This window comes from Sphingomonas sp. BRN-1R (genome assembly GCF_057748035.1).
The window spans coordinates 483877-506248 of the sequence record NZ_CM173236.1 but is presented as its reverse complement, the minus strand read 5'-3'; the positions used below and the strand labels follow the sequence as shown (position 1 = coordinate 506248).

Here is a 22372-nt window from a genome sequence, read left to right as displayed (position 1 = left end):
TTGGGACCGGAACAGAAGCCAACGTGGTCCTTTCTGCAGGTTAGCCCAAGCAGATAATCGTGAACTGTCGCGTTAACTAGCGCGGATCGATCGTGCCGTCATGCCTGATCGTCCGCATGTCCGAGCGCGATACCATCGGCGTGCGCGACGCGCTTCGCGGACACCGCATCGGCCAAGCCGGTCGGGTCCGGCCCCAAAAGGACATCCGCTCCTCCTTAGATTTGCGCGCGCAGTCGCTCGCGTCGCATCAGGTCAGCGCGCCGAAGATGCGCTCGATCTTCTCCCGCAATGCCGCCGGAGCAAAAGGCTTGACCAGATAGTTGTTGACGCCAAGCGCTGCGGCACGTTGCACGACCTCCCGGTCCGACGATCCCGTCAGCATGATGAAGACCGTCTTGCCGATGACCGTGTCCTTGCGGACCTCCTCAAGGAATTGAAGCCCGTCCATATCCGGCATGTTGTAATCCGATATGATGAGGTGAACACGGTCGGCGCGCACCGCGCCAAGAGCGTCGGTGGCCGAAGATTTGTCACGAACGTCCCTGAACCCAAGGTCCTGAAGATTGCTGCGGAGCATGATGCGCATGCTCTGCTGATCGTCCACGATCATGACCTTAATCGCAGAAGCGGCGGGCATGTATTTTCTCCAGATTACTTGCGGTCAGCGCGAAGGATCGCGTCCGCCATGGCCGAGAGGCCGACTTCTTTTTGGACCGCACCGCGTTCGAACGCGCTGCGCGGCATCCCATAGACAACGCAGCTTGCAGCGGATTGGCCAAGGGTCCGCGCGCCGGCGGACCGCAAGGCCAGCAGGCCTTCGGCACCGTCGCTTCCCATGCCCGTCAAGATCACGCCGACGGCAGCCTCGCCCACGCTAACGACTGAATTGAACAAGACGTCGATCGAGGGTCGATGGCCGGCAACCGCGCTGCCGCGACGTAATTTGATCCGCCCTCGCAACCCTCCTGCCAGCTCCATGTGGCGCTCGCCTCCCGGTGCGATATAGACGGTGCCGCGCTGAATTGGCTGGCCGTCGGTCGCTTCCACGACATTGACCTTGCAGTCCCGGTTCAGCCGGGCGGCGAAACTCCCCGTGAACGCCGCCGGCATATGCTGGACGACGAGAACGGGCGGGCAGTCGATCGGGAGCGCGGACAGGATCGTGAACAGCGCTTCCACGCCCCCCGTCGACGCGCCGATCGCGATGACGCAGTCCCGCTGCGCCTCGCCCGGCTTCACCTGTGGCGTGACGGTCTGCGGACGCGACGCACGCGGCCGAACCGACGAGCGTGCGGCAGCCTTCACGGTCTGACACAGCAAGGCGGCGTGCTGGGCGATTTCGAGCGGATCGCCCGCCGGTTTGCCGATGCAATCGACCGCGCCCAACCGAAGCGCCTCGATCGTGACATCCGCCCCACGCGCGGTCAGCGTGGAGCACATGACCACCGGCATCGGCCGGAGACGCATGACCTTCTCCAGAAAGGAAAGACCGTCCATCCCCGGCATCTCGATGTCGAGCATCATGACGTCCGGATTGAGCGCCTTGACCATCTCGCGCGCGGCGTGCGGTTCGGGCGCGAGGCCGACCACCTCGATTTCGGGATCCGCCGACAGGATCCGGTTGAGTACCGCCCGCATCGATGCACTGTCATCGACCACGAGCGTGCGAACGCGCGCGCTCATGTGTCGGACGTCTGTTTGACGTACGCTGTCTGCCCGCATGGGCGCATGGCGTACGAGGCGGGGCCGATCAGGCGCTCCGAGTGGCCGATGTAAAGATAGCCTCCGGGCGCGAGCAGATCGACGAAGCGGGCTTCCAACTCCGCTTTCGCAGCGTCATCGAAGTAGATCATGACGTTGCGACAGAAGATGACGTCGTAGCGCTGGCGCATCGGCCACGGCCCGAACAGGTTCAGCACCTTCGCCGTGACGAGTTCGCGGGCATCGTCCGCCATGTGCCAGCTATCGCCGACCTGCCGCATCCATGCGGCACGGTATGCGGGCGGCACCGCATCGACCGCCGCCGAAGGGTAAACCCCGAGGCTGGCCGCCTCGACCACATGCGGCGCGAGATCGGTGGCGAGCAGCTTCACGGTGCCGCGACGCAGCCATGTCGCCTGCGCACGGTCCTCGCCGAGCAGGCACATCGCGATCGTATAGACCTCCTCGCCGCTCGAGCAGCCCGCCGACCAGATTCGCACAGGCTGGTGCAGCGCGCGTTTTTCAAGCCAGGGTTTGACGACCCGGCGCAAGTGGTCGAAATGGTGGTTCTCGCGGAAGAAATGCGTGTGATTGGTGGTCAGCGCGACGACCATCGCCGCACGCTCCGCCGCGTCGGACTGGACGACTCGGACATATTCGCGAAAGTCCGCACAGCCCCGCTCCCGCAAGCGCCGCGCCAGCCGGGAATGCACAAGCGTAATCTTGCCTTCGCTCAGGTGAATGCGCGCGTCGCTCTGCATCACGGCAGCGATGGCGGCGAATTCCCGCGCCTCCAGCCGCGGCGCGGCGATGCCGACCATTCCGTCGGTTCTGAGGCTCATATCAGGCTGCCAGAGGCATGGAAGACGACAGGCTGAGCGTCTCCAGGTTGAGCAGCAGAACCATCGTACCGTCCTTCACACCGGCCTTGCCGTTCGCGGCGCGGGCGGTGATTTGAACGAGACCGGCGATGACGCCCGGCTCGTCGATGTCGGTATCGGGGGCGGGCTGAACATCCTCCTTCTTCACCGGCACGATGTCAGCGACCTCATCGACCAGAAATCCGGCTTGTTTGCCGGCGATGTCCACGACGAGAACGCAGGACCGCGAATGGATGACGCTCGCGGTCCAGCCCAGCCGCTCCGCCAATCCCACCACAGGAATGACAGTACCGCGCAGGTTGGTGACGCCTTTGACGTAGCTCGGGACGCCGGGCAGCGGCGTCGGCGCCTCCCACTCCCGGATTTCGACGACCGACGTCATGTCGATGCCGAAGGTCTGCTCCGCAAGCGAGAAGGTGATGATCTTGCTTTCGCTGGAGGAAGCGACGCTGTTCATGCTGCAAGTCCTTTCGCAGGGTGACGGGTAACTGCGGGCGTGCTGGCGACCAGCGCTTCCACGTCGAGGATAAGCGCGATCGAGCCGTCACCGAGGATGGTGGCGCCGCTCAACCCACGGATCGGATGGAGATTCTGGTCGAGGCTTTTGATGACCACCTCACGGCGACCGTCGATCGTGTCGACCAGCAGGCCGACGTGCCCGGCACCCTCGCTCTCGACGATGATGACCAGACTGTCTTCGGGGGAACGCCGGTCGTTCGCTCCCGGGCAGAACGTCTCGGCGAGACGGCGTACCGGGAGGTAGTTGCCCCGGATATCGATGACTTCGGTCGTCGGTGTCATGGGACGGACCTGACCCAGTTCAGGCCGCACGGCCTCTATGACGTTGACGAGCGGCAGGACGAAGCGCTGTCCGGCCAGGCGCACGATCATCCCGTCCAGGATGGCGAGCGTCAGCGGCAGGATCATCGTGAACGTCGTACCCGATCCGGGCGTGGAGCTGATCTCGACACGGCCACCAAGCGCCTCGACGTTGGAGCGGACGACGTCCATGCCGACGCCGCGCCCCGAGATGTTGGAGATCGTGTCGGCGGTGGAGAATCCCGGCGCGCAGATAAGCTGATCGATCTCCTCATCCGACAGCTGCGCATCGCCCGCGATGATGCCCTTCTCGATCGCCTTGGCGCGCACGCGCTCACGGTCGATGCCACGGCCGTCGTCCGAGACGCGCACGAAAATGCGCGCACCTTTCTGTTCGGCGGAAAGGTGGATCGTGCCCTCGCGCGGCTTGCCTCGGGCGACGCGCTCGTCCGGTGGTTCGATGCCATGATCCGCCGCATTGCGGATCATGTGGGTGAGAGGATCGCCGATCTTCTCGATGACGCCCTTGTCGACTTCCGTCCCTTCACCGCTCGTCTCAAGCAGGATCTGCTTGCCGGTCTCGGCGCAGAGATCCCGCAGCATGCGCGGCACGCGGCTGAACGCCTGACGGATCGGCTGCGCGCGCAGCGACATGACGTTGTCCTGAATCTGGCGGGTGAGCCGCGCCAGTTCCGGAAGCTCGACACGTTCCTGATCTTTCGGCGCAAGTCGATCGGCCAGGATCGAGTTTCGGATGACCAGTTCGCCGACGAGGTTCAGCAAAAGATCGAGCTTGCTGAGATCCACGCGGATCGTCTGCGACGACGGCGCGGCGTCGGCGGCTTTCCCCGCAGCGGGCGCGGCGACCACCGCCGGCGCTGTTACGGGTGCCTGTATGGCCTGCGCCTCGATCGCTGCACAGTCGGGTTCGATCGGCGCGGCCTCTTCGACCTCGCGGACGATCTCGACGGTCGAGTCAGGCGCGACGAAGTCGAAACATTCGTCAAGATCCGCCTTGGAGACGGTGCCGGGCACGCTCATCGTCCAGCCAAGATGCGCCGCCTCGGGATCGAGATCGCGCAAGCTTGGAACCGTGTCGTAATCGACCGCCACGATGCTGCCGCCGAGCCCCTCGACTTCGCGGATCACGAGCAGCGGCTCGGCCCCGTTCGCCATCGCCGCGCGCGACGGCGTGAAACGGATACGCCACGGCGATGGCGCGGCAAGGTCGTCGAGGACGACCTGCACCGGCGTGAAGTCGAACATATCCAGATCGTCGAAAGCAGCCGCGACGGGCACGAAGCCGAAATCGTCAGCCTCCGCAGCGCTGACTGCCGCTAGGGGCGGGGTCGTGGCTGGAGCCGCATCGCCAGCCAGCACCCGGTCGAGCGCCGCCAGTACGGCCGCGTCATCGGGTACGCTGCCCAACCCCTGAGCACAGCCGACGTGATCCGAGAGGATGTCGAACGCGGCCAGCATCACCTGGGTGACGTCTGCCGAGGGCTGAACACGCCCGGCGCGAACCTCGTCCAGGACGTTTTCGAAGCGGTGCGAAAAAGCGAGGAGCGCCGAATGGCCGAATGCGCCCGATCCACCCTTGATCGAGTGCACGGCGCGAAAGACGCGGGCGATCACATCGGGCGACGTATCCCCGGCCGCCATCTGCGAGAGGCCCTGTTCAGCGGTGGCCAGTCCCTCGGCGCATTCTTCGAAGAAGATCGCCTGAATTTCGTCGAGTTCGTCACTCACGGGCAGACGCGGCGGATCGCCGCCCCCAGCTTGGCGGCTTCGAACGGCTTGGTGATCCAGCCCGTCGCCCCAGCCGAGCGCGCGCGTCCCTTCTTCTCATCCGAAAACTCGGTCGACAGGACGAGGATCGGCGTACCGCGGAACTGTGGGAGCGAACGGACCGCCTCGATCAGCTCGAAGCCATCCATGACCGGCATGTTGATGTCGGTGATGAGCAGGTCGGGATTGACCTCGCGCATACGTTCGAGCCCGTGCGCGCCGTCATTGGCGGCCTCGATGCGATATCCTTGCGCGTTGAGCGAGGCCTTCAGCAGCATTCTCATGCTCGATGAATCGTCAACGGTCAGAATCAACTTGCTCAACGGAAGTCCCCCCTTTCAAGGTTGAGGCCAATCGCCTTGGACAGATGGCATTTCGTCACCCGCTCGATGAACGCCTCGCTTGGGTTTATGTACATGAATTCTCTGCCATGGCTCTCCGCCTCCGCGTATGCTGCGATCAGGACCTGAAGAACGGCTTGCCCGACAGTCTCGACCCCGCTGGCGTCGATCTCGATGCTCTCTGCCGTGTCGGCAGCGATGACGAACCGGACCTGTAGGTCTTCAGCATCCACTGTCTTGCCGTTGACGGGAAGGTGTACTCTGGCAATGTCGCCGGCAGATGAGTTCAGATCCATTTCAAACCTCATACACGTCACCGAATACCTTGCTTTTCAAGGATGACGCGCCTGTCTGTTGATTAAAGTGCTTACCGGGCATGTTCCCGTCAGAACTGGCTCCAGTCGCCCTCGCTCGGTTCGACGGGCCGGGTGAGCGCGGCGACGGCGGCCTTGGGGAGCGGCTTGACCGGTGAGGTATAGCCTTGCGCCCGCGCGGGCGTGCGGCTGCGACCGGCGTCGACGCGGAAGCGTGCGGCCTGTTCGGTCAGCGCCTGCACCTCGCTGGTCAGGTTGCGCGCAGCGGCCGAGGTTTCCTCCACCATCGCCGCATTCTGCTGGGTCGACTGGTCCATCGTCGACACCGCCACCGAGATCTGCGTCACCGCCGCCGACTGCGCGATATTGTCCGCCGCCATCGTGTTGAGCAGCGCGTGAACCTGCGCGACATCGCCCGAGATCGCCGACAGCGCGCTGTCCACCTTCGTCACCGCCGCCACCGCGGTGACGATGTCGCCCTGCGTGACGGTGAGCTGGTCGCGCGCGCGCTTGGCCTCTTCCTCGGCGCGCATCGCCAGCGCCGAGACGAGATCGGCGACCACCGCGAAGCCGCGCCCCGCATCGCCCGCCCGGCCCGCCTCGACGGCGGCGTTCATGGCGAGAACGCGCGTCTGGAACGCGATCTTGTCGAGCCCCTCGATCACGTCGTCGATGCCCTTGGCGCTTTCGGACACACGGCCCATCGCGTCGACCGCTTCCTCCGCCACCGCGCGCCCACCCCCGACCGTCTCGATCGCCTTGTCGGCGCGTTCGACCGTGCGCGCAGCGGCGCTCGCGGTCGCCTTAAGCCGCGTGTCGATCTGCGTCAGCGAGGCGGAGGTCTCCTCCAGGCTCGCCGCATTGCCCTCGGTACGGCGCGCCAGATCCTCCGACGCCTGCGCGATCTCGCTCGAACCCGTGCGGATCTGCGCGGTGCTGTCCGACACCGCGCCGATCAGCTCGCGCAGCGCATCGAGCGCTTCGTTGAAATTGACCTTGAGCGCCGCGTACGCAGCGGGGAAGTCCGCCGTCACCCGCGCGGTCAGATCGCCTTGCGCCAGGTTGGACAGGCCCTGCTGAAGCGCGGTCACGGCAACCTCGAGCTCGCGCATCCGCTCCGCGCGTTCCTCGGCGACCTCTGCCTGCAAACGCTCCTGTTCCGTGGCCTGCTGCGCCACCGCGTCGAGCAGACAGGTGAGTTTGTGGACGATCCACATCAGCGTTCCCGCCTCCGCCGACAGGATCGCCGCGTGCAGCAGTACCCGCAACATCGAGCTGCCGCCTTCGAACACCCAGGCCGGCACGACCAGGCCGAACAGCAGATGGTGGACCGCGACCACCCCGGTCGCGACCGCAATGGCTTTCCAGTCGCACAGGATCGCGACCATCGCGACCGCCGCGAAGAACAGGAGATGAAGATCGGTCTGCCACAGGCTCCCTCGTGCCGTGTAGAGCAGCAGGGCGGGAACGGCGACGACCGTCATGCTCATCACCAGCCGCGCTTCCGGTCCGGTGCGGGCGGTGAGGGCGAGATTGGCCGGCGCGACGAGCATCGCCAGCGCCAGCAGCGTCGGCACCCCCGGCATCCCCGTGTTCGCCACGTCCGCGATCGCGACGGTAGCGCACAACAGGACCGTGGTGGCGAACAGAAGGCGCATTCCGGTCTGGCGGAGCGAGTTCAACGAGAAAAGCGGCATTGTCATTCTACTCCGACCGTGGCGAACAGCTTGCATTGGCTGCCGCGATCATCAGGGTGCGATGCGCCCAGGACGGCGCAGCAAGCGCCGCGCGCGAACCCTGGACGATGAAGGAACCCGGCAAAGGCCCGGCACGCTGAACCAGCGCGCCCGCCGGGATCGCCCAGCCGAAGCAAGCACGTCGGCTATGGGACGGTTGCAACGAAGCGGTATCGCCAATCATCGTCGTTCCGCCGCCTCATCTGCTTCTGCTCACCTATTGTATGAAAACATCCGGGCACCCCGGAGACAGCCCCCCCTGCTTTGACCCGAAACGGGTATGGTGCCGACATGCCCTGAGGATGTGCGACGCTCAAAAAGCGGCGGCGATTTCCACATATCCGTAGTGTGTATCGCCGGTGCGAGGCGCGTTCGGCGCATCCCGCAAAAACCGGCCCTTCATCAGCACGTCTCCGCCCACTTCGAGTTTCAGGCGGTTCGCGATGAGAGAGCGACGCGCCCGTATCTCCACCTGCGTACCCGCATGGTCGCCCGAGCGGCCACTCCTGTCGCGCACCCCGGTCGCGCCGAAACTGTCGGTCCGCTCGGCCAGCCACAGGCCGCGAATGGTGGTGGAAAGATCGAACCGCTTGGAAGGTTTGACCTCGACCCGCAGCGCCGGCGAGATGAGGTTGGACCGGCTCGCCGCGCCGTACAGGCCGCTGGGGCTGATATCGAACCTGCGTGCGCCGTACAGGCTGTCGAACCGGCCGTACCGCCCCGCGACGGCGCCGTCGCCGCTGCCGTAATCCCATTGCAGGGACGCACGCGGCGTCCATCGCGCCTGCTGCGTCCAGCCGATTTCGGCGTGAACGTAGCTCGCGCGCACGCTCAGATCATGCGTGTCGCCCGCGGCGGCCGAGGCGCGCGCTAAGCCACGTTGCAGGATGCCCTCCAGTTCCCCGTCCACGTTTGATGGCCGCGGCGCCCGGCGCAATCGTACCCCGAAGCTGGTGATACGGCGATCACGGGTCGCCTGGCCGCTCACGTCCCGCTCGATCAGGCGGTAGAGATAGGCCTCGCCGCTGACCCCTCGGAGCATGTTCGCCTTCGTCGCGCTGGCGCCGAAAAACTGAAGCCCGCGCGCTGCCCGGTCGAGTTCGATGCGGTTCGCGCGAATGTCCCGGCCATCATTGGGCAAGGTGACGAACGGGCGAACCCAGAACGCGACGATGCGATCCTTCGCCTTGCTCCGCCAGTCGAGCATCCCGCCCAGGAAGCTCTGGTGCACGTTGCCATAGTCCGTGCGCGCGATGAGCCGCTCCGAGCCGATGTCCATGGTGAAGCGCCCGGCGGTCAACGACGCCGTGTCGTTCTTCTGCGCCACATCCTTGAGGTCCAGGGCCACATACGCCTGTAACGGTTCGAGCGCGTCTTCGTCCTTGGTATCAAGCGATGATCGCGCGTCTTCAGCGTAAGCACGCGTGTCGAGGATTTCGCCGCCGATGCGCAGGGCGTTCCATCGATACGAGGCCGCAAGCGTGCTACGGATCGTCACCAGCGCATCGGACCGCACCACATTCGGCCTGAACTGCCCATCGAGCGCCTCCACGCGAACGCGCACCGCGCCGTCGACCGTCAGACCCTCCGCAGCTTGCGCGGACGCGGGGCTCGCCCACGCACAGACGACGAGCGCGGTAAATGCAGCCGGCCATTTACCCGGTGAGTTGAGGTGTATCGGCATCGCATATTCCTGAAATTCAGGATCATTATAGGATGCGGTACGAAGACTGGTGTTCGGAACGAGCGGCACGCCACATGCCGACCGGTCGCCGACCCACCGGAATGTCCTTCGTCGGCCTTTATGTTCGAGAGAAAAGCGCCGGATTGCCCGGAACGGCAGCATCCCTCCTAAAATGAGCGGTGTACGGTCTCGTGCTGACGCTGGCATCCGCGTGCGCATGCCCTGACCGCTTTGCGTTTCTAAGGAGGTTTTCTGTGGCTTCGATCGACGACTGGCAGCTTTCGAAAAAGATGATGGTCGCCTTTTCCGTCATCGGCGTGATGACGATGGCCCTCGGCGTAACCGGTGTCGTTTCGAACGAGGCACTTTCGAAGATCGCCAACACGCATGTTCAGCGCGGGATCGCCGGCACCGAAGCGCTCGGCCGACTTATGTCGGACTTGCGCGAGCACCGCATCATCGTGTTCTCGCAGCTCAATGCCGCGACGCCGGACGAGCGCGAGAAGATGAACGAGCGGTTCGCGAAGAACAAGCTCGAGCTCGACAAGGCGCTAGCCGACTATACGCCCCTGGCTGGGCAGTTCGCGCCCGATCTCGTCGCACTAAGAGGCAAGATCACCGAACTGAACACGATCGACGATCGTATCTTCGAGCTTACCAAGGATCGGAACGACGCGGAAGCACTGGCCTTGGTCAAGGGGGCCGGCAAGTCGGTCTCGCAGACGGCCCTCAAGGATACGGGCGCGCTGCTCGATCTGCACATGAAGCGTTCTGCCGAAAGCAACCAGGCCGGCATCGCCACGACGCGCGGCGCGTTGTTCTTCACGCTCGCGCTGCTGATAATCGCGATGGGATCGCTGTTCGGGATCTGGTTGCTCATCATGAAGACGGTGTCCACACCGCTCGGCCGCCTATCCTCGGTTACGAAGACGCTGGCCGAGGGCGGCAAGGCCGATGTCCCGTTCCTCGGCCGCAAGGATGAGCTTGGTGCGGTGGCGGAAGCGGTCGAGATGTTCCGGCAGGCTGCGGCAACCCGCGCCGAAGCCGACGCGCGGATGGCAGCGGAACAGCAGATCGTCACGACGTCGCTTCGCGACGGTCTCACCCAACTGGCGGGGGGCGATCTCACCACGCGCATCACCACCGAATTCCCCGCTGCGTATGCGGCGCTCAAGATCAACTTCAACGAAGCGCTCGATGCGCTGCGTGAGCTGATCGGCGCGGTGTCGGACAGCACCGCGCAGATCCGCACGGGTTCGAGCGAGATCGCGCAGGCGTCGGAGGATCTGGCGCGCCGTACCGAGGGCAATGCGGCGAGCCTGGAGGAGACCTCCGCCTCGCTGACGCAGATCGACACGCGGCTTAAGGCGACCGCGAGCGCCGCTGCGCGCACGGTCGAACGCGCCGACAAGGCGATCGAGACGGTCGGGGGTGGGCGCGCGGTGGCGGAGGAAGCGGTCGACGCGATGGGCCGTGTGTCCGAAAGCGCCAAGGGCATCGACGACGTGATCGAGGGGCTCGACAAGATCGCGTTCCAGACGCGCGTTCTCGCCATGAACGCCGCCGTCGAGGCGGGCCGGGCGGGCGATGCGGGGCGCGGCTTCGCGGTGGTCGCCGATCTCGTCTCGGCGCTGGCGATGCGCGCCGAGGAAGAGGCCAAGCGCGCGCGCGACCAGCTCACCGTCACGCAGGGCGACATCGTCACCGCGGTGGCGGCGGTGACGAAGGTGGACAGCGCGCTGTCGGCGATCTCGGGCGATGTCGCGCAGGTTCACGCGCTGCTCAACACGATGGCGGCGGACAATATCGCGCAGTCGGCGGCGGTGACGCAGATCTCGGTGGCGGTGTCGACGATGGACCAGTCGACCCAGCAGAATGCGGCGATGGTGGAGGAAACCTCGGCCGCTGCGCGCAACCTGACCAGCGAGGTGCAGGCGCTGACCGAACAGGCCGCACGCTTCCGCGTCGACGCCGGTCGCAGCCGCACGCCCGCGCGGGCGCAAGGCTATACCTCACCGGTCAAGCCGCTCCCCAAGGCCGCCGTCGCCGCGCTCACCCGGCCCGTCGAACCGAGCGAGGGCGACTGGAGCCAGTTCTGACGGGAACGCCCGCACTATGAGCGCCAAACCGCGCAATAGCTGCGCCTCAACAAGAGCACCTCTCAAGCGGGCGGGCTGCAATCCAGCAGGAGGCAGCTCGTCCGCAGAAGATCATACATGGCCGTTACGGAGTGGGTTCCGCCCCCTTCGTATCGGCCATTCGTTCATGTCGACCGCAAAGGCGGCCCGGCAGGCGGTCCACCGCCCCCGATCGGCCGATTACGCGGGAAGTACGAGGTTTTTTCGAGAACCCCTCGATTGCTTTCCTGGCCGACCTCATCCTCCTATGCCCGTCCAATGGACGTAGCTGGATTCGACCTCAATCTGCTGAAGGCATTCGACGCCCTCTACGCAGAGCGCCATGTCACCCGTGCCGGTCAGCGTATCGGTCTCAGTCAGTCCGCGATGAGCGGTGCGCTCACTCGACTGCGCGAGGTGTTCAACGACGAATTGTTCGTGCGGTCGCCAACCGGGATGCAACCGACGCCCCGCGCCGATGATCTGTCCGGCCCGATCTCGTCCGCGCTCCGGCTCATGCGATCCGTCCTGGGAGACGATGGCTTCGATCCGGCGTCGGCCGATCACATCGTCACCATCGCGATGACCGACTACGCCGCGTTCGTCTTGCTGCCCCCATTACTGGCGCGGCTCGCGGTTGAAGCCCCTCGCCTCGATGTGCGGGTCCGCGGCATTTTCGGCAAAGATGAAGTCGTCGATCTCCTCGACAGCGGCGAGGCAAGTCTTGCCCTCAGCGTTCCCGTCGACGCCTCGGCACGCATCCTTTCACGCCCGCTGCTTCGCGAAGGTTTCGCCTGCATCGTGCGGCCCGGCCACCCAGCCTTTGCGGAAGGGGCCGGCATCGAGGCGTTCGCGGCGGCGTCCCATCTGCTGATATCGCCCGAGGGAGATCGCACGGGACTGGTCGACCGCAAGCTTGCCGCGCTTGGGCTGGCACGCCGCGTCATGGTGAGCTTACCGCAGTTCCTGGTCGCGCCGTTCGTCGTGGCCGAGACCGACTTGATCGCGACGCTCGCCTCGCGGGTCGCCCGGCGGTTCGCTACGGCCAATCCGGGCATGGTCGTGCACGAACCGCCGATCGCGTTGTCCGATTGGACGTTGGCGATGATGTGGCATCGCCGAGTGGATGATCACCCCGCCACGGCCTGGCTGCGCGATTGCATTGCCGGAATCGCCGCGTCGGCCTGACGCCATCGGCCAAACCGATCACCCGATATCATGTCTCGCGATTTCACGCCGGGTGGCTGTTCCGCTTTACGTCGCAGCGTAGAGGCGATGAGGTGCTGACATGCGTATATTGGTAACGGGGGCCACGGGATTGATCGGCAGTGCGGTCGCACGTCGATTGGCGGCGGCGGGGCATGAGATAGTCGGGCTTGCACGTTCGGAGGCGAGCGCGGGCAAGCTGACCGACATGGGCTATCACGCGGCCCGTGGTGATCTGGAAGATGCGGACAGCATCGCCAACGCCGTTCGAGGCGCCGACGCGGTCGTTCACGCCGCCTCGCCGAATGACCAGGACAGCGCGGCTTATGACGAAGTCGCGACGCGCGCGATCATCGGTGCACTGCGCGGAACGTCCAAGCGCTTTCTCTACACGAGCGGCTGCTTCCTGTACGGTGCCACCGGCGACACGCCCGCAACCGAAGACAGCCCGCTCGATCCGCTGGAACTCGTGCGATTTCGCCAGGCCCTCGAAGCGGACATTGTCGGCGCCAACGCCGATGGCGTCCACGGGATCATCATCCGTCCCGCCTGGGTTTACGGCAACCACGCCTGGACTACGATGATGATGTACGGCTCGGCGCAAGAACATGGCGCTGCGCGGTATGTCGGCGACGGGCAGAACCGCTGGACGTGCGTACATGTCGAGGATCTCGCCGACCTGTATCTGCTCGCGCTCGACAAGGCGCCGGCAGCCTCGATCTACAACGGCGCTCACGGTGCCGCCATCCCGCTGATCGACATCGCACGCGCCGCCAGCGAGGGCGCGGGCGCCGAGGGCCGGGTGGCGGAATGGCCGCTGGAGGAGGCGCGGCAGGCGCTCGGGAGCTTCGCTGACGCGATCGCGTGCGATCAGGTCGTCTCGGGCGAACGCGCCGAACGCGAGCTTGGCTGGCGCCCCTCGCGGCGTTCGATCCTGGATGAACTGCGCTCCTACGCTGCGTCGACAGCCTGACCGCAAGCGGTCTTGATGATCGGAATGCAAGTCCGCTGAACGCGGGGTCGCGTTTTCGAGGGGCGGTGTAGCTGGGGGGGGGGGAGTGAAGATCCTGGCCAGGTTTGGGTTGCGCGACTCAACCTACGGAGGCCCGGCGAGCGACGATAGGATCAACCTGCAAGCGCCGGTGAGAAGAGCGCGGGTGCAGAGTCCCCGCGCGAATGATCGGCTCTGCCAACAGCGCTTGATCGACCTGAGGTCGGCTGCCCGGCCGGCGCTGGCCACCGCGAACGAGCGGCGACCCGCGCCCCAGCGCAACAGTTACCGCGAGCGCGACCGGAGACAGGCCTCGGAACGGTTGAGCTACGTATTCTAAAGCTGAGGACCGGCGGCTGTTTCCCGCCGCAAATGACAACGCCCCCGGCTCTTGCGAGGGGGGGGGCGTTTGAGGTGTCGTGGTGTTGGTTGCGGGGACAGGACCAAACTCTCTTCTTCAGCCCATCTATCCTCATGATCTCAAAGCAAATTTAGAGATATCGTCCGAAGAATACCCCCACCAATACCCCCGGGGCTGCGAGAAGCGATGAGACGATAGCTTTCTGTGGCAAATTGATTAAAGCGCCTACTTTGACATCGTAAGATGATCCCCCTTCTTCCTCCCGTAGAAGTCACCAGGATTAAGCCAGAAACCTCATTATTATGCTTTTCCACGCGATGATTGGAGCGGAGCCCACATTTTGTCTCACACAATTTGCAAGCATCGATGGCAGCTTTGATGCGCCGTTAGAACCTCAACGGAGATTTTTTGCTTTCAGCGACTACGCCGATGGTCTGATACCACTTCTTGCAGGATCTCACTCACGTTGCTCATTGTCACGCCGACCCGTTGACCCCAACCAGCCTGCAGGCACGACGCTCGAAAGTCGCCATCAGCCATCAGCTTCTCCACCGCAGCGTAGCGATCCACAGCCCGGGTCAGTTTTTTTCTCCAGCAGATCCTTCAGCGCCGACACGTCCAACATCGACTCCGCCAGCAGCTTCTTCAGCCGCCGGTTCTCGCCCTCGAGCGTGCGCAACCGCGCCGCCTCCGACAATATCATGCCGCCGTGACTTCGCCTTCCAATGGTACAAGGTCGCATCGCTGATGCCGTGCTTCCGCAGAGTTCGGCGGTCTTTACGCCAGTCCCATGCGCGTGCAGTACCCCAATAATCTGATCCCCGTTGAATCGGCCTCGCCGCATCGCTTGCCTTGGTTGCCCCCGTTTCTTGGATAGATTTGCGCCTTACACTGAGGCTTAGGGATAGCTCCTCAGCATAGACTTATGACTTGTATAAGATCATCACGGATGGCCCTCGGTGCCGTCACTGGAGCGCTGCGGAAAAGCTGAGGATCGTCGAGGAGACGGGCGCGAGAGCATCTCGATTGTCGCCCGGCGAAACGGCGTCGCGCCCAATCTCCTGTACCGCTAGAGCGGTTTTCGATCAGTCTGCATCGTAGCCGCAAGCGGCGAAGTAGTTGGCACATTCCTGGGGCGAGTAGAGATCGAGGATGCGACCGATGGCGTTCCATAGGCCATGGACGGTCCGCTCGGCCGCTTTTCGCAGGTGCGCCTTCAGCTTGGAGAAGGCCTGCTCGATCGGGTTGAAGTCTGGGCTGTAGGGCGGGAGGAAGAGGAGCGTTGCGCCAACGCTTTCGATGGCGGCTCGCACGGCCGGCGCCTTGTGGCTCGACAGGTTGTCCATCACGACCACGTCACCGCGGCCGAGTTCCGGCACGAGCACGCGCGTGACGTAGGTGAGGAACGCATCGGCGTTCATTGGTCCGTCGAGCACCCAGGGTGCTACCATGCCCGTGCGGCGCAGGCCGGCGACGAAGGTCGTGGTCTTCCAATGTCCGAAGGGGATGCCGGCGCGCAAGCGCTGGCCCCGCCGGCAGCGACCATGGCGCCGCGCCATGTTGGTAGACGCCCAGGTCTCGTCGATGAAGACCAGCTTGTCGGGGTCGAGATCGAGCTGGCCCTCGAACCACTCCTCGCGACGCTTCAGGACGTCGGGACGATCTTGCTCCGTCGCGTGGCCGGTCTTTTTTTGCGCGTGATCCCGTGGCGGGCGAAGAAGCGCCAGAGCGTGGCGATGCTGACGCTCACGCCACGCTCGGCCAGCATCCCACGAAGCTCTGCCAGCGTCGGATCCGGCTGCTGCTCGATCGCCTCCAGAATGAAGGCGGCATGGTCCTCAATCTTGGGACTTCGGCGATCACCGCCCTGCGGCTTGGCCGCCGGCGTGCCATGAGCGAGCACCAGCTGTCGCCAGCGGATCGCGCTTGCCGCGCTGACGCCGAACCGCTCTGCCGCCTGCCGGCAAGACACCCCGCTTTCGACAGCAGCGATGACACGATCCCGAAGATCACGCGATAACGCTCGGCCCATCCATCCCGGCCTCCTTCGCCAGCACGGATCGTGAATCAGAAAACGGGTGCCGTGTGAATCCCCAACGATTCAACCCCGACGAAAACCGCTCTAGCGCCCGCTGATGCTCGAAGGCGGAAGTGTCGCGGTCACCCGCGACGATGACGTGACCAGCAACCGCGAATTGCGTGAGATGGAGAGCCGCATCCGCGAGCTTGAGCGCCAGCTCGGCCGGAAGACGCTGGAGGTCGAGATCCTCAAGGAAGCGCTCGATCGTTCGCGCCCAAAAAAGCGACCTTGCTCATGCGATCGCCGCTACGGCAAGATTTTCGGTGAGCCTTGTGGCGAGCACGGTCGGCGTATGACGCTCGACGGCGTACGAGCGCGTCACCGGCAGCATCGCGACCCGCAGACGCTATACCAAGGCCAACGACGCGCAACTGCCACCGCTCATCCAGCACATCGCCGCGAAGCGGCCAACAGATGGCTACCGCCGCACTGCGGCGGTCCTCAACCGTCAGCTCCCCGCGGACGGAGCGGAACCGGTCAACCACAAGCGCATCTACCGAATCAACGCGGTCAACCGCCTGCTACTGGCACGGCGCTATACCGAACGGCCCGATTACGGCACGACGAGGTTGTCGTGACCATACGGCCAAACCTGTGCTGGTGCTCAGACGGTCTCGAGTTCACGTGCTGGAACGGCCAGGTCGTCGAGCCGCCTTCATCATCGATGCGCACCACCGCAAGGTGAGAGCCTGGCGCGGGGTCGCCAACGCCGGCATCAGCGGTTCCGATGTGCGCGACATCATGCTGAAAGCCGTAGAGGTCCGCTTCGGTGGCCCGCGCGATGTCGCTGGTCGAAATGCTGATCGACAATCGCTCCGCTTATACCGCTCGCGAAACTCGTATCTTTGCACGGCAGCTGGGCTGAAGCCGTGCTTCACGCCTGCCCTAAGCCCGCAGTCAACGGCATCTCGCAAGCATTCGTACACACCCTCAAACGCGTATACGTCCGCGTCTCACCGCTGCCCGACGCACATACCGCCTTGACATCACTCGCCGGCTGGTTCGAGGACGACAACGAACACCACCCGCACTCGGGTCTGGAAATGCGTTCGCCGCGCGAGCACCGCGTATTAGGTTCAACAACCGCTTGAACCTGTCTGGCGAAATAGGAGCAAGAACACGTCTCCATCTGACGAGCTGACTTACCATGACGTGGTTCGTGGGAAGCAGGTCAAGCTCGACTCCGCGGACGCGGAGCCGATCATTTCCGCATCGCCACAGATCTTGCCACTCTTAATAGCGGTAGCGCGGCAATGTTGCGAAAGCGCCGATGACGAGCAGCAGAGCGACGGCGAAGATCGGCCCCATCATGCGATAGCTGCCGGTGGCGTCGTGCAGCAATCCCATGGAGAGCAGCCCACTGGCGATCCCCAGATTAGCGAAACCATAGAGTCGTCCGTAGATCGCGCCGTAGTGCGCCAACCCGAAATAGCGCGTAGCGAGATAGGACAGGATGCTCATCTCCGCACCTTGCCCCAGTCCGAGCGCAACCGCCCCCGGCAGTAACAAGCTCTGAATCCGCAGGATGTGCAATAGCACCACACCGCCTAGCGCTCCGACGAAGAACGGCAGCACGACGCGCGGGTGCGAGACGCGATCGAGCAGATAGCCCACGCTCAATTGGCCAATCATCCCGCCGACATAGATGCAAGACAGCGTCGTCGCCGCATACTCCGGCGCAACGCCCCGTTCGGTCAGCATCGGAAAAAGATGTGCAACCGTTCCAACGATCGCAAACGGTGCGAGGTACATGGCGATCGCAATCGTCCAGAACACGCGCGTGCGGATTGCCTCGGCACGAGTCATGCCGTCCTTCGCTCCGGTTGTGTTCCGGTCCGCCGCCGCGATCACGGGCCGCTCGCGCAGGAACAGGAACAGCACCGGAAAGGCCCAGAGCAGTACAATTCCAGCGATGCCGACATAAGCGAAACGCCAGCCGTGTTCGGCGATCCAAGGCTGGACGAGCTTGGGAATGACGGCAGCACCCAGACCCGACCCGCACGCTATGGCAAGCCCGGTCACGAAGCCGCGCTTGGCCGCAAACCACTGCGCAAGCACCTTGGTGTAGGAGGAGTAGCAGTGCACGGCGACGCACGCCGACACCCCCAAAGCGAGCAGAACATATTGCCAGAGCTGCGTCACCAGCCACATCGCCGCGTTCACGCCTGCAAAGGCGAGCACCACCGGCAGCAACAGGCGGCGCACGCCGTACAGGTCGAGCATGCGGCCGCCAAGCGGCGCGAAGACCGCGACCCCCAACGGCGATAGCAGCAGGATCGCCGAAATGGCGGTGCGGCTCAGCCCGAATTCGGCCGCGAGCGGCTTCATGAACAGCCCGGCGACCGCTGACACCATCGGCGTCGGACCGGCCGACATGCCCACCGCGCAGGCAATCGCGGTGAGGATCGCCGGGCGCGTAAACTCCGAGGAGTTCCGTGTCGCCATTGTTACTGCGGCGGCTGCTGGATGACGCGCTCGCGCGTAATCACGACGCCGACAAGCTCACCGGCTGCAGCAAGCGCAGTCTGGAAAGCGCCTGCCGCCACAACGGCCGCATCGACATCGGTCGCCCAAAGCTCAACCACGCGGTCGATTGGCGGCACCTCGAAACCGGGCAAATTGGTCGATCCGGTCACGACAGCGACGCGCGAGCGGACAAGCCCACCGCTGGTCGGCGCGGCAGCATCGATTGCTGTGTCGAGGCTTTCCCCACCGGCTACGAAACACAATGCCTTGTATGGCAAGCGGGCTTCGCCGCTGCCTGGCGAAACGGTGACGTGCTCCTCGACCACGAAGCCCGTGCGCAACCCGACGAAGTTGGGGCCGTCGCCGAACCAATCCTGAACCTTGGGCGCTTCCGCCATGCGGGCGATGCCGTCCTCCGTCTCGAAGTGCAGTTGCGCAACGCCATCGAGCGTCGCGCCGAAATCGGGGTGCGTTACCGCAAGTCCGATCGCCGGCCCGGCCAGCACCACTTCATTGGAAACATACCCGCACAGCCCCTCGACACCGACGCTCATAGGTGCGTGCACATTAAGCCAATGATCGACATATTGCTCGTGGGTAAGCCCGTCCTTGCGAACCTGAAGACCAGTCGTCTTGAACATCACGAAACCGCCTGTGCTTCGGCCGGGATCGCCGCTGCGGTTTCTTTCGCACCAAACGCCTTTATGAGCCCGAAGGTGATCGCACCATGGGCGAACCACACCTTTGCTTCCGGCGTCTGGATCATCAGCAACTCTTCCTCAGGCGTGTCGAAGTACGCCTGCGCGATACCCTCGACCGCATCCATTTCCAGCTCGGGCACGTCCTGCTGCGCCAGCGTATCCGTAACGACGCAAGGCACAAAACCCTTGAGGTACGGGATCGTCAGGCACATGTCGCCGTGGCCGATCAGCCACTCGTCGAGGAAATCCTGCGTTGTCGGGAAGCGCGCGTTGCGGGTTAGAAAGGCGTTGTTGCGCGCCGGCGGGCGATCCCCTGGCACCGCAATGATCGGACGCTCGTCGAGGACCAGCGTCCGCGCGGAACCAACCACCTCCCTGCGGCGCGCGCGCCAGGCCCTGCCGGCTTCGCTCTCCATCGCGTCTCGATAGGCATCGAGGTCGTCCGCCCAAATCTCGACAAAGGCATCGACGTCGGCGGGGATCGAAAGCTGGACGATGTCCTTGCGTGCAGGCAGCGGGAGCGCCTCCTGAACAGTGAAGCCGCGCACGCCGGGCACCTGGCCCAGCCCCTGTGCAGCCGATGTCAGCGCCGTGACGAACGCTGCGTGGTCGTCACCGTCGTTGCGACGCAGCAGGTCGAAGATCTTGATCATTGCTCAATTCTCCTGATCAGATTTTGCCGGTGAGGCGCACGCCAAAGGTCCGCGGCGGGTCGAGAGTGGCCGAGCGTTCGTTGGTCGGATCGCTGCTGGGGCGGAAGAAAGTGCCGAGCGCGGTCTGCCCGCTCGCACCGACACCGACCACGGCCTTGTTGGTCACATTCTGCACGAACGCCTGGATCGAGAAACGGTCATTTGGAGTGTGATAGGTAAGATCGAGATCGAGCTTGGCGTAAGGATTGCGGATATCGCCCGGCGTCAGCAGCGCCGGGTCGATGATCCGCAACACCGCGCGACTCTCATAATGGGTGTGCGCGGCGGCGACGACGCGAGCACCATTGCCGAATTCGAAGGTATGATCGTAGTTGGCGCTGATCGTCCATTCGGGCAGGTTGTTGCGCGGCAGATTGTACTGCGGCGTCAAGGTCGTCGTGTTGAGCGTCGCGACGGGCGGCGTCTTGTCGTACTTGCCCTTCGCCCACAGCACATCGACGCCCAGATGATCGCGCGGCGTGACGAGCGCCTGAATCTCGGCTTCGGCACCATATAGATTTCCGTCGAAATTGGACGGGTAGCTCGTCTGCCCGATGGCGACGCCGTTAAGATAGTAAAGCTGGATCTGGCTGATCTGTTGATCGTGATACTGCCAGTAGAAGCCTGACACGTTCACCTGCAACTTGCCGTTCAGGAAACGGTTCTTGGACCCGACCTCGTACGCTGTCAGCTTCTCGGGCTTGTAATTGTTCTGCGTGCCGACCGTGAAACCGCCAGAGCGATAGCCGGTGCGCGCGTTCGCGTAGAGCAGCGAACCGGCCCGGGGATCAATTTCGACGCCTGCTTTCCAACTGACGTCGTTAGCCCTGTAGTTGCCGCCATTGGGAACCACGCAGAAGTTGGATGGGAAGTAGAGCCCCTGATACAGCAGCGGGTTGGCGGGCGTCCCGCCGGTATAGCAGGTGCTGCCGGTACTGCGGATCGTCGCGACGTCCGCATCCGACAGACCTGGTGCGGTACTGTAACCGTCCTGGCTTTTGCTGTCGTGCGTATAGCGGATACCGCCGTTCAGCCGCAGCCCCGGCAGCACCGTATAGGTCGCATCCCCGAACACCGCGATGCTGCGGCTGCGCATGTTCGGCGTGTTGAGGATGTTGTAACCGTTGGACTGGAGGTTGTTCAGGAAGGCATCCTGGTGCTCGTCATAATAGAAACCGCCAAGCGTCCAGCGCAACGGTCCGCCGCCGTTCGACGCCAGCCGCCCTTCCAGTGAATATTGGTCGGCATAGGTCAGGTTGCTGAAGCGCAGGCCATTGGAGTACGTCAGAAAATCGATCTTCGTATGGACGTAGGACGGCTGCACCGTCAGCGTCGCCCAAGGCATCGAGTAGTTGATCTCCGTGGTTAGGATCACCTGATCGGCGTTGTTATGTCCATCCTGTCCGTAAACGGATACGCTGCCGTAGCCGGTCGGGCCGGTATTGGTGAAGCCGAGTGGATTGCCAACGGCATTGACCCCGCCGGCCGACGTCGCGGCGAAAGACGGGCAGAGCAGCTGGTTCGAGCAGGTGCCCGCGGCGCCGAGGCCGAACCACGGATTGCTTGGATCGATCCATTCCTGACTGGGGCTCAGATAATAGCGAAAGGTGCTGTAGGGCCCTTTGGCACGGTTGAAATAGACGTCGCCCATGAACAGGATCGAGAGGTCTGACGTCGGCTTGAACAGCACGCTGGCGCGCCCGCCGTAATTGTTCGCGTCATCCAGCCCGTTGCTGAAATACCCGTCGTGGCGCGTGGTCTGGAAGGCGACGCGGCTGGACACGGTATCGGATAGCGGCACGTTCAGATAGCCGGTGCTCGCCACGGTGCCGTAGTTGCCGAGCGTCAGGGTGGCACCGCCTTCGAAGATGTCCTTGGGACGCGCCGGGATAAGATTGATCGCGCCAACGGTCGCGTTGCGGCCATAGAGCGTACCCTGCGGCCCCTTCAAGACTTCGACGCGCTCCAGATCGTAATAGGAGCTGTTCGCTGATGTCTGGCGAGCGAGCGGCACGCCGCCATAGTTGAACGCCATGATCGCATCGGAGTATTGCGTGCCAGCGCCGCTCGCGAGACCGTAGAGACCGATATAGGCGTTGGGGTTCGAAACGGTCAGCTTCAAGCCCGGCACGGAATCGAGCAATGTCCGACTGTCACGAATTCCGCCCTGGGCGAGCTGCGCACCGGCGATCGCGGTGATATTGAGTGCGGTCTTTTGGGTGCTGTTGGCACGACGCTCCGCGGTGACGATGATGTCCTTGATGCCGTCCTGCTCGGCTGGTGCTGCCGGACCTTCCTGCGCGGCGGGCGCGCTGGCGGCCTGACCGTCCGCGAAGGCAGGCGTGGCGGAGACCGCGAGGATCGTGGTCGTCAGCAGTTGAATGAACCGTGTGGTCATATCCCCTCCATTGGCGCGCCCGTTACGGGTCGTTGAACACTGGTATGACGCCAGCCGGAGGACGGGACTACTTACGCACAATGCATATCAGACGTT

At 64.2% G+C, this 22372-nt stretch carries 19 protein-coding genes and 2 pseudogenes; 6 read left to right on the top strand and 15 right to left on the bottom strand.

Annotation, left to right across the window (positions count from 1 at the left end; translation table 11 throughout):
* Positions 1–247 precede the first annotated feature (247 nt).
* From AC3ANX_RS02380 to AC3ANX_RS02340, 9 genes are all read right to left on the bottom strand, one after another.
* Positions 248–637, bottom strand: coding sequence for a response regulator (locus AC3ANX_RS02380; protein WP_488335433.1), 390 nt, complete (start codon positions 635–637; stop codon positions 248–250).
* Between the two features lie 14 nt (positions 638–651).
* Positions 652–1683: a protein-glutamate methylesterase/protein-glutamine glutaminase gene (locus tag AC3ANX_RS02375; RefSeq protein WP_488335432.1), complete on the bottom strand. Its 1032-nt coding sequence runs from the start codon at positions 1681–1683 to the stop codon at positions 652–654.
* Positions 1680–2543 (bottom strand): CheR family methyltransferase, encoded by an 864-nt coding sequence (locus AC3ANX_RS02370; protein ID WP_488335431.1) that lies wholly within the window; start codon positions 2541–2543, stop codon positions 1680–1682. Before AC3ANX_RS02370 ends, AC3ANX_RS02375 begins: the two co-directional genes overlap by 4 nt.
* 1 nt (position 2544) lies before the next feature.
* Positions 2545–3039 carry a chemotaxis protein CheW gene (locus AC3ANX_RS02365; protein ID WP_488335430.1) on the bottom strand — a complete coding sequence of 165 codons (495 nt, stop codon included), beginning with the start codon at positions 3037–3039 and terminating at the stop codon, positions 2545–2547.
* Positions 3036–5150 carry a chemotaxis protein CheA gene (locus tag AC3ANX_RS02360; protein ID WP_488335429.1) on the bottom strand — a complete coding sequence of 705 codons (2115 nt, stop codon included), beginning with the start codon at positions 5148–5150 and terminating at the stop codon, positions 3036–3038. Before AC3ANX_RS02360 ends, AC3ANX_RS02365 begins: the two co-directional genes overlap by 4 nt.
* Positions 5147–5512, bottom strand: a complete 366-nt coding sequence (locus tag AC3ANX_RS02355) for a response regulator (RefSeq protein ID WP_488335428.1) — start codon at positions 5510–5512, stop codon at positions 5147–5149. Before AC3ANX_RS02355 ends, AC3ANX_RS02360 begins: the two co-directional genes overlap by 4 nt.
* The gene (locus tag AC3ANX_RS02350) at positions 5509–5826 is read right to left on the bottom strand and encodes an STAS domain-containing protein (protein ID WP_488335427.1); all 318 of its coding nucleotides are present in this window, start codon (positions 5824–5826) and stop codon (positions 5509–5511) included. The genes AC3ANX_RS02355 and AC3ANX_RS02350 overlap by 4 nt, the downstream gene beginning before the upstream one ends.
* 89 nt (positions 5827–5915) lie before the next feature.
* Complete coding sequence (locus AC3ANX_RS02345; protein WP_488335426.1) at positions 5916–7547, bottom strand: methyl-accepting chemotaxis protein; 1632 nt, start codon at positions 7545–7547, stop codon at positions 5916–5918.
* 346 nt (positions 7548–7893) lie between these two features.
* Positions 7894–9264 carry an alginate export family protein gene (locus AC3ANX_RS02340; protein ID WP_488335425.1) on the bottom strand — a complete coding sequence of 457 codons (1371 nt, stop codon included), beginning with the start codon at positions 9262–9264 and terminating at the stop codon, positions 7894–7896.
* Between the two features lie 290 nt (positions 9265–9554).
* Between AC3ANX_RS02340 and AC3ANX_RS02335 the strand changes: the two genes are divergently transcribed.
* From AC3ANX_RS02335 to AC3ANX_RS02325, 3 genes are all read left to right on the top strand, one after another.
* The gene (locus AC3ANX_RS02335) at positions 9555–11363 is read left to right on the top strand and encodes a methyl-accepting chemotaxis protein (protein WP_488336868.1); all 1809 of its coding nucleotides are present in this window, start codon (positions 9555–9557) and stop codon (positions 11361–11363) included.
* A gap of 297 nt (positions 11364–11660) precedes the next feature.
* Positions 11661–12569: a LysR substrate-binding domain-containing protein gene (locus AC3ANX_RS02330; protein ID WP_488335424.1), complete on the top strand. Its 909-nt coding sequence runs from the start codon at positions 11661–11663 to the stop codon at positions 12567–12569.
* Positions 12570–12669: 100 nt separating this feature from the next.
* The gene (locus tag AC3ANX_RS02325) at positions 12670–13560 is read left to right on the top strand and encodes an NAD-dependent epimerase/dehydratase family protein (protein ID WP_488335423.1); all 891 of its coding nucleotides are present in this window, start codon (positions 12670–12672) and stop codon (positions 13558–13560) included.
* Between the two features lie 911 nt (positions 13561–14471).
* On the opposite strand, the gene AC3ANX_RS02320 is transcribed toward AC3ANX_RS02325, so the two are convergent.
* Entirely contained in the window at positions 14472–14618 is a 147-nt protein-coding gene (locus AC3ANX_RS02320; protein WP_488335422.1) for a hypothetical protein, read from the bottom strand.
* A 246-nt stretch (positions 14619–14864) separates the two neighbouring features.
* Here AC3ANX_RS02320 and AC3ANX_RS02315 point away from each other — a divergent pair.
* A pseudogene (locus tag AC3ANX_RS02315) lies at positions 14865–15009 on the top strand (transposase); the annotation flags it as partial.
* Positions 15010–15024: 15 nt separating this feature from the next.
* On the opposite strand, the gene AC3ANX_RS02310 reads toward AC3ANX_RS02315, so the two are convergent.
* Positions 15025–15971, bottom strand: a protein-coding gene (locus AC3ANX_RS02310; RefSeq protein ID WP_488334225.1) for an IS630 family transposase whose coding sequence is annotated in 2 segments (ribosomal slippage) — positions 15025–15635 and positions 15635–15971 — 948 coding nt in all. Because the reading frame shifts where the segments join, the coding sequence is not laid out codon by codon here.
* 94 nt (positions 15972–16065) lie between these two features.
* On the opposite strand from AC3ANX_RS02310, the pseudogene AC3ANX_RS02305 reads away from it, so the two are divergent.
* Positions 16066–17110 (top strand): annotated as a pseudogene (locus AC3ANX_RS02305) (IS3 family transposase); the annotation flags it as partial.
* A gap of 142 nt (positions 17111–17252) precedes the next feature.
* On the opposite strand, the gene AC3ANX_RS02300 reads toward AC3ANX_RS02305, so the two are convergent.
* Complete coding sequence (locus AC3ANX_RS02300) at positions 17253–18347, bottom strand: MFS transporter (protein WP_488336867.1); 1095 nt, start codon at positions 18345–18347, stop codon at positions 17253–17255.
* On the opposite strand from AC3ANX_RS02300, the gene AC3ANX_RS02295 reads away from it, so the two are divergent.
* A complete protein-coding gene (locus AC3ANX_RS02295; protein ID WP_488337027.1) occupies positions 18304–18489 on the top strand; it encodes a hypothetical protein in 186 nt (61 codons plus the stop codon). The genes AC3ANX_RS02300 and AC3ANX_RS02295 overlap by 44 nt on opposite strands.
* On the opposite strand, the gene AC3ANX_RS02290 is transcribed toward AC3ANX_RS02295, so the two are convergent.
* The 3 genes from AC3ANX_RS02290 to AC3ANX_RS02280 are packed head-to-tail and all read right to left on the bottom strand — an operon-like array spanning position 18467 to position 22276.
* Positions 18467–19126 (bottom strand): EthD domain-containing protein, encoded by a 660-nt coding sequence (locus tag AC3ANX_RS02290; RefSeq protein WP_488335421.1) that lies wholly within the window; start codon positions 19124–19126, stop codon positions 18467–18469. The genes AC3ANX_RS02295 and AC3ANX_RS02290 overlap by 23 nt on opposite strands.
* Positions 19126–19839: a hypothetical protein gene (locus tag AC3ANX_RS02285; protein WP_488335420.1), complete on the bottom strand. Its 714-nt coding sequence runs from the start codon at positions 19837–19839 to the stop codon at positions 19126–19128. Before AC3ANX_RS02285 ends, AC3ANX_RS02290 begins: the two co-directional genes overlap by 1 nt.
* 16 nt (positions 19840–19855) lie before the next feature.
* A complete protein-coding gene (locus tag AC3ANX_RS02280; protein ID WP_488335419.1) occupies positions 19856–22276 on the bottom strand; it encodes a TonB-dependent receptor in 2421 nt (806 codons plus the stop codon).
* Between the last annotated feature and the right edge of the window lie 96 nt (positions 22277–22372).

Coding starts and splice junctions, on each gene's coding strand:
- AC3ANX_RS02380 (WP_488335433.1), bottom strand. CDS start 637: ATGCCCGCCGCTTCTGCGATTAAGGTCATGATCGTGGACGATCAGCAG.
- AC3ANX_RS02375 (WP_488335432.1), bottom strand. CDS start 1,683: ATGAGCGCGCGCGTTCGCACGCTCGTGGTCGATGACAGTGCATCGATG.
- AC3ANX_RS02370 (WP_488335431.1), bottom strand. CDS start 2,543: ATGAGCCTCAGAACCGACGGAATGGTCGGCATCGCCGCGCCGCGGCTG.
- AC3ANX_RS02365 (WP_488335430.1), bottom strand. CDS start 3,039: ATGAACAGCGTCGCTTCCTCCAGCGAAAGCAAGATCATCACCTTCTCG.
- AC3ANX_RS02350 (WP_488335427.1), bottom strand. CDS start 5,826: ATGGATCTGAACTCATCTGCCGGCGACATTGCCAGAGTACACCTTCCC.
- AC3ANX_RS02345 (WP_488335426.1), bottom strand. CDS start 7,547: ATGACAATGCCGCTTTTCTCGTTGAACTCGCTCCGCCAGACCGGAATG.
- AC3ANX_RS02340 (WP_488335425.1), bottom strand. CDS start 9,264: ATGCCGATACACCTCAACTCACCGGGTAAATGGCCGGCTGCATTTACC.
- AC3ANX_RS02335 (WP_488336868.1), top strand. CDS start 9,555: ATGATGGTCGCCTTTTCCGTCATCGGCGTGATGACGATGGCCCTCGGC.
- AC3ANX_RS02330 (WP_488335424.1), top strand. CDS start 11,661: ATGGACGTAGCTGGATTCGACCTCAATCTGCTGAAGGCATTCGACGCC.
- AC3ANX_RS02325 (WP_488335423.1), top strand. CDS start 12,670: ATGCGTATATTGGTAACGGGGGCCACGGGATTGATCGGCAGTGCGGTC.
- AC3ANX_RS02295 (WP_488337027.1), top strand. CDS start 18,304: ATGGCGGTGCGGCTCAGCCCGAATTCGGCCGCGAGCGGCTTCATGAAC.
- AC3ANX_RS02300 (WP_488336867.1), bottom strand. CDS start 18,347: ATGAAGCCGCTCGCGGCCGAATTCGGGCTGAGCCGCACCGCCATTTCG.
- AC3ANX_RS02290 (WP_488335421.1), bottom strand. CDS start 19,126: ATGTTCAAGACGACTGGTCTTCAGGTTCGCAAGGACGGGCTTACCCAC.
- AC3ANX_RS02285 (WP_488335420.1), bottom strand. CDS start 19,839: ATGATCAAGATCTTCGACCTGCTGCGTCGCAACGACGGTGACGACCAC.
- AC3ANX_RS02280 (WP_488335419.1), bottom strand. CDS start 22,276: ATGACCACACGGTTCATTCAACTGCTGACGACCACGATCCTCGCGGTC.